This window comes from Microbulbifer sp. Q7 (genome assembly GCF_001639145.1).
Lineage (GTDB): Bacteria > Pseudomonadota > Gammaproteobacteria > Pseudomonadales > Cellvibrionaceae > Microbulbifer.
Genome location: NZ_LROY01000001.1, coordinates 1393470 through 1405765, shown reverse-complemented (window position 1 = coordinate 1405765; position 12296 = coordinate 1393470). Strand labels below are relative to the sequence as shown.

The 12296-nt window shown below is 54.6% G+C and carries 6 protein-coding genes, 2 tRNA genes and 2 rRNA genes; 1 reads left to right on the top strand and 9 read right to left on the bottom strand.

Annotated features, from left to right (window positions below; all coding sequences use genetic code 11):
- From AU182_RS05710 to AU182_RS05675, 8 genes are all read right to left on the bottom strand, one after another.
- Positions 1-2085: ribosomal RNA gene (locus tag AU182_RS05710) — 23S ribosomal RNA — on the bottom strand; the annotation flags it as partial.
- Between the two features lie 333 nt (positions 2086-2418).
- Positions 2419-2494: transfer RNA gene (locus tag AU182_RS05705), tRNA-Ala, on the bottom strand.
- A 4-nt stretch (positions 2495-2498) separates the two neighbouring features.
- Positions 2499-2575: transfer RNA gene (locus AU182_RS05700), tRNA-Ile, on the bottom strand.
- Between the two features lie 82 nt (positions 2576-2657).
- Positions 2658-4191, bottom strand: a 16S ribosomal RNA gene (locus AU182_RS05695).
- A 726-nt stretch (positions 4192-4917) separates the two neighbouring features.
- Positions 4918-5826 (bottom strand): CDP-diacylglycerol--serine O-phosphatidyltransferase, encoded by a 909-nt coding sequence (pssA, locus tag AU182_RS05690; protein ID WP_066961843.1) that lies wholly within the window; start codon positions 5824-5826, stop codon positions 4918-4920.
- Positions 5827-5943: 117 nt separating this feature from the next.
- Positions 5944-6969, bottom strand: a complete 1026-nt coding sequence (ilvC, locus tag AU182_RS05685; RefSeq protein WP_066961840.1) for a ketol-acid reductoisomerase — start codon at positions 6967-6969, stop codon at positions 5944-5946.
- 76 nt (positions 6970-7045) lie between these two features.
- Entirely contained in the window at positions 7046-7537 is a 492-nt protein-coding gene (gene ilvN, locus AU182_RS05680; protein ID WP_066961837.1) for an acetolactate synthase small subunit, read from the bottom strand.
- A gap of 16 nt (positions 7538-7553) precedes the next feature.
- On the bottom strand, positions 7554-9290 hold the full coding sequence (locus tag AU182_RS05675; protein WP_066961834.1) for an acetolactate synthase 3 large subunit: 1737 nt from the start codon (positions 9288-9290) through the stop codon (positions 7554-7556).
- 529 nt (positions 9291-9819) lie between these two features.
- Here AU182_RS05675 and AU182_RS05670 point away from each other — a divergent pair.
- Positions 9820-10290 (top strand): DUF4124 domain-containing protein, encoded by a 471-nt coding sequence (locus tag AU182_RS05670; RefSeq protein WP_066961826.1) that lies wholly within the window; start codon positions 9820-9822, stop codon positions 10288-10290.
- A 97-nt stretch (positions 10291-10387) separates the two neighbouring features.
- Here the strand turns inward: AU182_RS05670 and AU182_RS05665 are convergent, their stop codons facing one another.
- The gene (locus AU182_RS05665; protein ID WP_227718133.1) at positions 10388-12289 is read right to left on the bottom strand and encodes a DUF3604 domain-containing protein; all 1902 of its coding nucleotides are present in this window, start codon (positions 12287-12289) and stop codon (positions 10388-10390) included.
- Positions 12290-12296: the final 7 nt, after the last annotated feature.

Genomic DNA, 12296 nt, shown 5'->3' with positions numbered 1-12296 from the left:
TAGGCTCAAAGTTCAGTGCAAAGCTGTAGTAAAGGTTCACGGGGTCTTTCCGTCTAGCCGCGGGTACACTGCATCTTAACAGCGATTTCAATTTCACTGAGTCTCTGGTGGAGACAGCGTGGCCATCGTTACGCCATTCGTGCAGGACGGAACTTACCCGACAAGGAATTTCGCTACCTTAGGACCGTTATAGTTACGGCCGCCGTTTACCGGGGCTTCGATCAAGAGCTTCGCCGAAGCTAAGCCCATCAATTAACCTTCCGGCACCGGGCAGGCGTGACACCCTATACGTCCACTTACGTGTTTGCAGAGTGCTATGTTTTTTATAAACAGTCGCAGCCACCTGGTCACTTCGACCGGCCTCAGCTTAGGGAGCAAGTCCCATCACCAAAACCGGCGTACCTTCTCCCGAAGTTACGGTACCATTTTGCCTAGTTCCTTCACCAGAGTTCTCTCAAGCGCCTTGGTATTCTCTCCCTGACCACCTGTGTCGGTTTAGAGTACGGTTCGCAATTGCCTGAAGCTTAGAAGTTTTTCCTGGAAGCAGGGCATCAACCACTTCACTTACCGAAGTAAGCTTCGTCATCAGCTCTCAGCCTTAGGGACCCGGATTTGCCTAAGTCCCCAGCCTACAACCTTAAACATGGACAACCAATCGCCATGCTGGCCTAGCCTTCTCCGTCACTCCATCGCAGCAATTGCAAGTACAGGAATATTAACCTGTTTCCCATCGACTACGGCTTTCGCCCTCGCCTTAGGGGCCGACTAACCCTGTCCCGATTAGCGTTGGACAGGAACCCTTGGTCTTCCGGCGGGGAGGTTTTTCACCCCCCTTGTCGTTACTCATGTCAGCATTCGCACTTGTGATACCTCCAGCAGACCTCACAGTCCACCTTCAGCGGCTTACACAACGCTCCTCTACCATGCTCCTAAGAGCATCCGCAGCTTCGGTTATCAGTTTGAGCCCCGGTATATCTTCCGCGCGGGCCGACTCGACTAGTGAGCTATTACGCTTTCTTTAAAGGATGGCTGCTTCTAAGCCAACCTCCTAGCTGTCTGGGCCTTCCCACATCGTTTCCCACTTAACTGATATTTGGGACCTTAGCTGGCGGTCTGGGTTGTTTCCCTTTTCACGACGGACGTTAGCACCCGCCGTGTGTCTCCCGCGATTGCACTCCTCGGTATTCGGAGTTTGCATGGGGTTGGTAAGTCGGGATGACCCCCTAGCCCAAACAGTGCTCTACCCCCGAGGGTGAGACGCGAGGCGCTACCTAAATAGCTTTCGAGGAGAACCAGCTATCTCCCGGCTTGATTAGCCTTTCACTCCGATCCACAGGTCATCTCCTAATTTTTCAACATTAGTGAGTTCGGTCCTCCAGTTGATGTTACTCAACCTTCAACCTGCCCATGGATAGATCGCCGGGTTTCGGGTCTATTGCCTGCAACTAAACGCCCTATTAAGACTCGATTTCTCTACGGCTCCCCTATGCGGTTAACCTTGCTACAGACAATAAGTCGCTGACCCATTATACAAAAGGTACGCAGTCACCCCGAAGGGCTCCTACTGCTTGTACGTATACGGTTTCAGGTTCTATTTCACTCCCCTCTCCGGGGTTCTTTTCGCCTTTCCCTCACGGTACTGGTTCACTATCGGTCAGCTGGGAGTATTTAGCCTTGGAGGATGGTCCCCCCATGTTCAGTCAAGATAACACGTGTCCCGACCTACTCGATTTCAATCAATGTGCCTTTTCGTGTACGGGGCTATCACCCTGTATCGCGGAACTTTCCAGATCCTTCCACTAAGACATAAAGACCTTAAGGGCTAATCCCCTTTCGCTCGCCGCTACTCAGGGAATCTCGGTTGATTTCTTTTCCTCCGGGTACTTAGATGTTTCAGTTCCCCGGGTTCGCCTCCCTAACCTATGTATTCAGTTAGGGATACTCCTAAAAGGAGTGGGTTTCCCCATTCGGACATTCCAGGATCAAAGCTTGTGTGCCAGCTCCCCTAGACTTTTCGCAGGCTCCTACGTCCTTCATCGCCTCCAGCTGCCAAGGCATCCACCGTATACGCTTAGTCGCTTGACCATACAACACAAACGACTATTTACGACTGGACGCGCATTGACTAACGCTTACGTCATGTTTCCACAACAATAAGCGAGTACAACTGCACGTTGTATGTATTTGAATGCGACCTCCCTTCGCTAAAAGGGACATTCAAACACCGGATTGTGTGCTTGAGAGACACACATTTCTATTGATGTTGAGCATTGTTAGTACTCAACCTCGCCTTGCAGTGTATTACTACAAAATGTTTTACCTTGTTAAAGAGCATCTGATGTAAAAATCAGAAAGCTGAACTCTTATCTTGCGACAAGAAACCAGGTTTCTGAATTCTGAAGTTAGTCAAAGAAGGAATGGTGGAGCTATGCGGGATCGAACCGCAGACCTCTTGGATGCAAACCAAGCGCTCTCCCAGCTGAGCTATAGCCCCAAATTGGTAGGCCTGGGCAGACTTGAACTGCCGACCTCACCCTTATCAGGGGTGCGCTCTAACCAGCTGAGCTACAGGCCTCTGGTGGCGACCTAACTGACTAACGTCATCAGTCCGATCAAGCAATATGTGTGAGCACTTGCGAAGCTAGGTCAACTTCGATTAAGGAGGTGATCCAGCCCCAGGTTCCCCTAGGGCTACCTTGTTACGACTTCACCCCAGTCATGAATCACTCCGTGGTGACCGTCCCCCCGAAGGTTAGACTAGCCACTTCTGGAGCAACCCACTCCCATGGTGTGACGGGCGGTGTGTACAAGGCCCGGGAACGTATTCACCGTGACATTCTGATTCACGATTACTAGCGATTCCGACTTCACGGAGTCGAGTTGCAGACTCCGATCCGGACTACGATTGGTTTTTTCGGATTAGCTCCACCTCGCGGCTTAGCGACCGTCTGTACCAACCATTGTAGCACGTGTGTAGCCCAGGACGTAAGGGCCATGATGACTTGACGTCGTCCCCACCTTCCTCCGGTTTGTCACCGGCAGTCTCCTTTGAGTTCCCACCATTACGTGCTGGCAACAAAGGACAAGGGTTGCGCTCGTTACGGGACTTAACCCAACATCTCACGACACGAGCTGACGACAGCCATGCAGCACCTGTCACAGAGTTCCCGAAGGCACCAATCTATCTCTAGAAAGTTCTCTGGATGTCAAGCCCTGGTAAGGTTCTTCGCGTTGCTTCGAATTAAACCACAGGCTCCACCGCTTGTGCGGGCCCCCGTCAATTCATTTGAGTTTTAACCTTGCGGCCGTACTCCCCAGGCGGTCTACTTATTGCGTTAGCGGCGTCACAAAGTCCTCAAGGAACCCTACGACTAGTAGACATCGATTACGGCGTGGACTACCAGGGTATCTAATCCTGTTTGCTCCCCACGCTTTCGCACCTCGGCGTCAGTATCGAGCCAGGCAGTCGCCTTCGCCACTGATGTTCCTTCCTATATCTACGCATTCCACCGCTACACAGGAAATTCCACTACCCTCTCTCGTACTCTAGCCAGCCAGTACTGAATGCAGTTCCCAGGTTGAGCCCAGGGCTTTCACATCCAGCTTAACTAACCGCCTACACGCGCTTTACGCCCAGTAATTCCGATTAACGCTTGCACCCTCCGTATTACCGCGGCTGCTGGCACGGAGTTAGCCGGTGCTTCTTCTGTAGGTAACGTCAATCCTGCAAGGTATTAACTTACAGGCCTTCCTCCCTACTGAAAGTGCTTTACAACCCGAAGGCCTTCTTCACACGCGGCATGGCTGCATCAGGGTTTCCCCCACTGTGCAATATTCCCCACTGCTGCCTCCCGTAGGAGTCTGGGCCGTGTCTCAGTCCCAGTGTGGCTGATCATCCTCTCAGACCAGCTACGGAGCGTCGCCTTGGTGGGCCATTACCCCACCAACAAGCTAATCCGACATAGGCTCATCCAATAGCGCAAGGTCCGAAGATCCCCTGCTTTCTCCCGTAGGCCGTATGCGGTATTAATCCGGGTTTCCCCGGGCTATCCCCCACTACTGGGCAGATTCCTATGCATTACTCACCCGTCCGCCGCTCTAATAAGTCCCGAAGGACCGGTCGCGCTCGACTTGCATGTGTTAGGCCTGCCGCCAGCGTTCAATCTGAGCCATGATCAAACTCTTCAGTTTAAAGAGTCGCCCGATGCTCACGGGAACCGGAAAAAGGCTCCCACAGCAGACTTAAGTCTTGCTCGGAAAAAACTCGGATCCGAAGAGCCTAATTACGTAATTCATTGACATGAGTTACTTGCTTCCGATAAAGCTATTTCTGATCGAGACCAGATGTCGATCCGTCGCTCCGCAAGTACCCACACATATTGCTTGATCGAATTTTTAAACAACTCAGCGTGGCTCTCGGCCCTCACTGTGGGATACGCATTTTACACATCCAATCTGCTGAAGCAAGTGCTTTTTTGCAGACTTTTTTGAAGCTTGAAACCGTTGAAAATCAACGCCCTTCAAAGCCTCGCTCACCTGGTCGGTGACCCCGAGAAGGACGCGCATTATATGGCGCCAATCTCGATTGGCAAGCTCTTTTTTGAAATTCTTTTTCCGAGAAAACTCGTTGAAAATCAAAAGCTTAGCTTGCCACCTCGCCGCGTTTTGCGTTGCCGCTCAAGCAGCGAGGGCGCGAACTATACGAGCCCATTCCGGGCTTCGCAAGCATTTTCTCAAAAAACTTGAAATCATCGCCCCGAGCAGGTTTTGAAGCGACAAAGGTTGGAGGGCCACCAAGTGCAGCCCGCCACTTTCGCACGGGGGATTCCTTCAGAATAGTGTCAATGAGGAGAACTGCCAAACGGCCGGAGAGGAATAGCCGGCCAATCACCCAACGATGGGCCGGCGGGAAACTACTTACTCTGGATCGGCCGGCTTGGTGTCAGGCTTGGAGTCAGCGCCCAGGGGGGACTCATGCGCCGCGCCAGCGGCATCCGCACTGGTCTCAACCCCCTTCTTGCGCCCGCGCATAGCGCCCCATGCCCAGACCGCGGGGCCCGAGAAAGTGTAAAGGATGGCAATAACCAACAAGACCCTTGGTGGATCTATAGTCACCAAGCTAAACACAAGGATGATGACCAACATCATCACAAACGGGACCCGCCCCTTGAAATCGAGCTTTTTGAAGCTCGTGTAGTGGAAGTTCGACACCATAAGCAGTCCCGCCGCCACGGTGACCAGCGCTGCTACCGTGCCCAGCCCCACACCAATCTCGGCGTCGTGCCCGGCCCAGACCATACTGGCAACAATCGCGGCCGCCGTGGGGCTGGCAAGTCCGATAAAGACCCCTTTGTCCACGCTATCAACCTGCGTATTGAAGCGAGCGAGCCGCAGCGCGGCGCACGCGACGTAAAGAAACGCCGCTGCCCAGCCGAGTTTGCCCAGAGGCCCGAGCCCCCAGCTAAACACGACAAGAGCAGGCGCCAAACCGAACGACACCATATCCGACAGCGAATCGTACTGAACGCCGAACGCACTCTGGGTATCGGTCAGGCGGGCAACGCGGCCATCCAGGCCATCGAGGATCATGGCCGCGAAAATGGCAATGGCGGCAGCTTCAAAATTCCCATTCATACCAGCAATGATCGCGTAGAAGCCACTGAACAATGCGCCGGTAGTGATCAGGTTTGGCAGCAAGTAAACACCTTTCGCCCTGACCTTCTTACCGTTCGCGGAGACCTCTTCTTCAACGTGCTCATCCACTGGCAGACGAATTTCTTCATCGGGCCGCGAACCTTCCATACGGGCGTCCTTCTTCTCACTCATACAAGCTTCCTTCAAAGCTGGAATTGGTTACATGGCAAGGAGTGTACAGTGGCGAAGCGCCAAAAAAAAAGCGGCGGGACTATAAAGTCCCGCCGCTTTCTCCCGAAAGGCCCGCGTTTAGCTGTTGCCCTCGGTCTTGTCGATGATCTTGTTCGCCTTGATCCAGGGCATCATCGAACGCAGTTTGGCGCCCACCTCTTCGATCTGGTGCTCGCTACCAATACGGCGTTCCGCCTTCAGGCGAGGCTGACCGGCGAGTGATTCCAGCATGAAGTCCTTGGCGAACTTGCCGGTCTGAATATCTTTCAGCACACGCTTCATTTCTGCTTTGGTCTCTTCGGTCACAATACGCGGGCCTGTCACGTAATCGCCGTACTCCGCGGTATTGGAGATAGAGTAACGCATATCCGCAATGCCACCCTGATACATCAGGTCAACAATCAGCTTCAGCTCGTGCAGACATTCGAAGTACGCCATTTCCGGGGCGTAGCCAGCTTCGGTCAGGGTCTCGAAGCCCGCCTGAACCAGGGCAGAGACACCACCACAGAGTACTGCCTGCTCGCCGAACAGGTCGGTTTCCGTCTCTTCACGGAAGTTGGTTTCGATAATGCCGGAACGGCCACCGCCATTCGCGGAAGCGTAAGACAGGGCCAATTCTTTGGCGCTACCGGAAGCATTCTGATAAACCGCGATCAGGGTCGGTACACCGCCCCCTTCCAGGTAGGTGGAGCGCACGGTATGGCCCGGTCCTTTCGGCGCGATCATGATGACGTCCACGTCCTTCGGCGGCTCGATCAGCTCAAAATGCACGTTAAAACCATGCGCAAAGGCCAGAGCGGCGCCGGGCTTAAGGTTCGGGGCAACCTGATCACGGTAGACCGCCGCCTGATACTCGTCCGGAGTCAGGATCATGACAACGTCTGCATCCTTGACCGCGTCGGTAACTTCGGCCACACGCAGGCCCGCTTTTTCAGCCTTGGCCCAAGAAGCAGAACCCTTGCGCAGACCTACCACAACATTGCTCACGCCGGAGTCTTTCAGGTTGTTGGCATGTGCATGCCCCTGGGAGCCGTAGCCAATGATGGCAACAGTCTTGGACTTGATCAAAGAGAGATCACAATCTTTATCGTAATAAACGTGCATAACTTACTTCCTGTTTTGTGTGCTTTTAACAGTCAATTCACGCTGAATATTCAGCTGCAATTTGTTCAGACAACCTTCAAACGCTGAGGACTTTCTCGCCGCGGGCGATCCCCGAGACACCGGAACGAACTACTTCCATAATGGTGTGCTCACCCAGCGCCTGTAAGAAGGCGTCCAGTTTTTCGCTGGTGCCGGATACCTGCACCGTATACATGTTGCTGGTGACATCCACGATCTGGCCGCGGAATATATCGACACTGCGCTTGACTTCGTCGCGCTGGGCACCGGTAGCGCGCACCTTCACCAGCAGCAGTTCGCGCTCAATGTGAGACCCCTCAGTGAGGTCCACCAGTTTCACCACATCGATCAATTTGTTCAGATTCTTGGTGATCTGCTCGATCTTGTGATCGTCGCCAATCGTGGTCAGTGTCAGACGCGATAACGTCGAATCCTCGGTCGGTGCTACGGTGAGACTTTCGATGTTATAGCCCCGCTGGGAAAACAGACCAACCACCCGCGACAAGGCTCCCGGCTCGTTCTCCATCAGAACTGAAATGATTCTGCGCATTGGTGTTTACCTCCCTTTACGTCCGTTCCGTCTTACTGAGCCACATATCCCGCATGGAGCCACTCGGCATCACCTGCATGGGATAGACGTGCTCGGTTGGATCGACGTAAACATCGATAAACACGGTGCGGTCCTTGATCGCGAACGCCTCCTCCAGCTTGCCGTGCAGCTCGTCGCGATGCTCGATCTTCATACCGAGATGCCCGTAGGCCTCCGCCAGCTTGATAAAGTCGGGCAGGGAATCCTCATAGACGCTGTTGGACAGGCGCCCTTCGTACTGCATTTCCTGCCACTGCTTTACCATGCCCAGGGCCTGATTGTTCAGGCACAGGATTTTCACGGGCAGATTGTATTGTGTTGCCGTGGACAGCTCCTGGATACACATCTGGATACTGCCCTCGCCGGTCACACAGACCACCTCGGCATCGGGATACGCAGCCTTCACCCCCAGGGCGGCGGGCAAGCCAAAACCCATGGTGCCGAGGCCACCGGAGTTGATCCAGCGGCGCGGCTTGTCGAACAGATAGTACTGGGCGGCAAACATCTGGTGCTGGCCCACATCCGAGGTGACGTAGGCGTCGCCTTTGGTGATCTGGTGCACGGCACTGATCACCTCTTGCGGCATAATCATGTCGCCGTCGGTGCGATAGCGCGGTGCGGTGTACAGGCCATGACGTTCACGCCAGTCATCGATCTGTCGCCACCAATCCACAATGGCCGACTGATCCGGCATCTCCCTGGAAGCCTTCAGCATCTCCAGCATTTCCTTCAGCACCGACTGCACGGTACCCACAATAGGTACATCGGCGGTGATGGTTTTGGAAATAGAAGCCGGGTCCACATCAATGTGAATCACCTTGGCGCCCGGACAGAATTTGCTCGGGGTATTGGTTACCCGATCATCGAAGCGCGCGCCTACGGCGAGAATGACGTCGGCGTGATGCATCGCCGTATTGGCTTCGAAGGTGCCGTGCATACCCAGCATCCCCAGGAAGCGCTTGTCCGTCCCCGGGTAAGCCCCAAGCCCCATCAGGGTATTGGTTACCGGATAGTTCAGACGCTGAGCCAGCTCGCAGAGCAGCGCTGAGCCGTCACCCTGAATAACCCCACCGCCAGCGTAGATGACCGGACGCTTGGCGGAGAGCAGCAACGCCACCGCTTTGCGAATCTGACCCGTATGCCCCTTACCCGCCGGGGTATACGAGCGCATGCGCATTTTTTCCGGATATTGATAGGGATAGCGATCCACCGGGTTGGTGATGTCTTTGGGGACATCGATCACTACCGGGCCAGGACGACCGGTGGACGCGATATAGAACGCCTTCTTGACGATCTCGGGGATATCTTCCGCTTTTTTGACCAGAAAGCTGTGCTTCACGATCGGACGGGAACAGCCCACCATATCGGTTTCCTGGAAGGCATCCTCGCCGATCTTGTCGGAAGGTACCTGACCGGAAATCACCACCATCGGGATGGAGTCCATATAGGCAGTGGCAATGCCGGTGATGGCATTGGTTGCACCCGGGCCAGAGGTCACCAGCACCACGCCGGTCTTGCCCGTCGCGCGGGCGTAACCGTCCGCAGCGTGGGTTGCCCCCTGTTCATGCCGCACCAGCAGGTGCTTGATGCCCTTCTGGCGAAAGATGGCATCGTATATATGAAGTGCCGAACCGCCGGGGTAACCGAATATCAGGTCAACCCCTTCATCCTGCAGCGCGCGAACCAACATATCGCCGCCGGAGAGTAATTCCACTTGAGCCCCCTCAAAATTTCCCAATTCTTAGGATCCGCATCATCCAATAACCACAGAATAGCCGGACTGCGCGAAAGCCAGACGGCGATTCTAAAGGAAAAGCGTGATAAATATCAGCCTTAAACGCAGATTTAGTCCGTTTTTTAGGATGGCTTAACGGCAACGCAAAATCTGCGCGGTCCCCGGCCGGTAGCGGAACCGGATCGCGGGCACCAAGGCCTCCAGATGGGGAGGACCTCCTCGGCAGGAGGTGGCGGGTGCTTAACCCACCGGGGAGAGTGCGGACCGCAGGGTGTTGCGGGGACATCTACTTCGCCGAGTGAGCGACAAATTGTCCAGTTTGTGACCCGTGTGTCAACCAATGAACACCACTAACCGGACCTCCGGCAGTAAACTGCTACACAAACTGTTAACTGGGTTGCGAGATCCCTGCCCCTGACCGTTACAATGGACGCACGGGGGCGATTTCGCGCCAGCCCCCTGCCTACCGGCATAACAAGAACATTCACTGATCAAGGCGACATACCCCATGCGCACCACTGTTACTACGCTGTGTTTCACCCTGAGCTTGCTGGCCACGGCGGCCCAGGCGGACGGTATCTACAAATGGGTCGATGAGAACGGCGTGGTGCACTTTGGCTCTCAGCCGCCCCAGCAAGAGGAGGTGGAAGTGGTAAAAGCGCCGAAGTCCGAGCGCTACAAAAAGTGGCAGGAAGAGCAGCAGGCGCTGTTGGCCCAGCGCAAAATGACCACCGCCGCCAAAGCGGATAACAACCAGACAGCGGAGCAGACAGTGCAGCCTGCAGAAAACACCGATTCTGGTGAGGCCGAGATGGCCGCCCGCGAGCAGCGCTGCCGCAGTGCCCAACAGCGGCTTCAGGAACTGGAGCGCCATGCGCGGGTTCGCGAAGTGGATGCCAGTGGCAATTACCGGGTATTGCCGGAAGAAGAGCGACAGCAGCGTATTAAACAGACCAAAGATTTACTGGCTAGCTGCTAACAACGCTGCCCCGGTCGGGTGCTAGCTAACGTCGAACCGGTTGGCGCACCTGTTTCCTCGCGGCACCAACAAGGCCATGTAGGCGTGAGAGCATGGCTCAACGTATTGGTGAATACCAGATCGGCGACGTGTAGGCGCGCTCCGTGGTCACCATCGGCACGTCCTTCCCCATCTTCACTCCAAACCGTTTAGCTTCATATGCGGTCCAGCGTGGCGTCGGAATTTCAATCACTCGCGCGTAATAAAACGCCATTTCGGCTGGATCAAATTCAGGGTCACGCCACACGGCCCGGAGCTCCTTTTCTCCAATAGTGTTCTGCCAGGTCGCATTGGCAACATCGACCGTATTGCCCACCGCCGGAATACGCCCGTCCCGGGAGGGTTTCCGTTTACCGCTCCACACCACATCGTAAACTTTTTCTTTCAATACGCCGTTCTTATCCTGCCACCCCTTGACGATCTGGATCCGATCCAAGTTCCCGCCAATCGGATCTTTCATCGCGGCCACCAGAAAACTTGGGGCGCCCTGCGCACTCGCCTTGGGTAAATCGGCCCCCATCGGCACACCTTTTGTATACCCCCTCTCGGCAATAGACCCTTTATCCGCATCGGCGGAGGTAAAATCCCAGCCACCAAAAAACCGCACGACCATGCGCGAACCCGTCGTCGCATAGGTCTCTTTGCGCACCATAGCGTCAAACAGCGCCTCGCGCGTATTTTCTTCCGCCCATACGGCTGCGTAGCCCGAGGATGCCATTTGCCAGCCATAAATGGTGAGCTCCGGGTCTGGCGCCTCAATAACCATGTGCTCCCAACGACCAGGCTCTGGCTCTACTCCGGAGTGTTTGCCGAAAAAATTATCTTCCTCAACTGCCGCTAGGCTGGTATGTGCGTCCGTACTGCCGATCATGCCAAACTTATAAGGGTTCACTCCCAGCGTCTTATCCAGCATCAAGCCAGTTTTCAATGCCTCCCGAGCATACTCCCAACGCAACATCTCCGGCTTTTTCCTTTCAGTTCCATCCAGGTTTGCCGCATCCCAAATTTCGTAACCAGCAAACTCATCACCCGGTGAAAGCATTGGATGGGCCTCGCCATCGCCTTTAATTTGGGTAACTTCTACAATCGGCTCAAACCGCGCACGTAACTCCGCCATCTGCCGAGACAGCGGAGAGCCATCGAAGTTTTCTACCGTAAACATACGTCCGTTACTGAGATTTCCATTGTGAGGAATGGCGATCACACGCTCACCGTGCTTGCGCTCAAATGCAGCCAAGGCACGCCAGAGGTCCTCGGGGTTTTGACTATCGAATTGTGAGAAGGGCACCGTGTTGTTTGCGGAACTTGCCCCACCGCGAAACAAAACATTCCGATGCAAGTTGTATCCCCCAATCGCCGTCCATTCATAGCCAATAATGGCAGTGAATTTACCTGGCTGATTATACTGATCCGCAAGTGCGGTATAAGCATGCCACGAATCCCGGACAATTTTTTCGCTACTGAATGGCGGCTCCTTTTCCTGGAGTGACGCCACAATTTCCATTGCCGCTTTGAACGTACTCTCGCGATCCCCACCGCGCAACATTTCGTACCACCGCTGCCCTTTTTCGGTCGCTAGGATTTCTTTATCACCAGCGAGCAATCTCGGCATCAATCCGTACATTTCCGCATGATCGGCAATCACGAGAAAGTCCAGTGGTCTCCGCAGTTTCGCCTTCAGCCCGTGCGTGGTCTTCACCTCTTCGCCACGAGCGAAGCGAAAGGCCGCTTCCTGCCCCAGCCGGTTCATTGTGCCAGCATCCACAGAAATATCTGTGTGCAAGTGTGTATCGCCAAAAAATACCTGGCTTGGAAAAGGTTTTTCAATATCAGAAAGCGACTTCTCAGATTCTTGCGCCACGGCCGATGTGGCGAGCCCGAGCATCGCACATGCAACGCTCCAAGCGCCAAATCGAAACAATCCGTTTGCCAATTGCGACCAGCCGAGCCTGAATGCCATCAATCTA

Excerpts from the sequence above, each read along its gene's own strand:
- pssA (WP_066961843.1), bottom strand. The coding sequence starts at position 5,826 with ATGAGTGAGAAGAAGGACGCCCGTATGGAAGGTTCGCGGCCCGATGAA.
- ilvC (WP_066961840.1), bottom strand. The coding sequence starts at position 6,969 with ATGCACGTTTATTACGATAAAGATTGTGATCTCTCTTTGATCAAGTCC.
- ilvN (WP_066961837.1), bottom strand. The coding sequence starts at position 7,537 with ATGCGCAGAATCATTTCAGTTCTGATGGAGAACGAGCCGGGAGCCTTG.
- AU182_RS05670 (WP_066961826.1), top strand. The coding sequence starts at position 9,820 with ATGCGCACCACTGTTACTACGCTGTGTTTCACCCTGAGCTTGCTGGCC.
- AU182_RS05665 (WP_227718133.1), bottom strand. The coding sequence starts at position 12,289 with ATGGCATTCAGGCTCGGCTGGTCGCAATTGGCAAACGGATTGTTTCGA.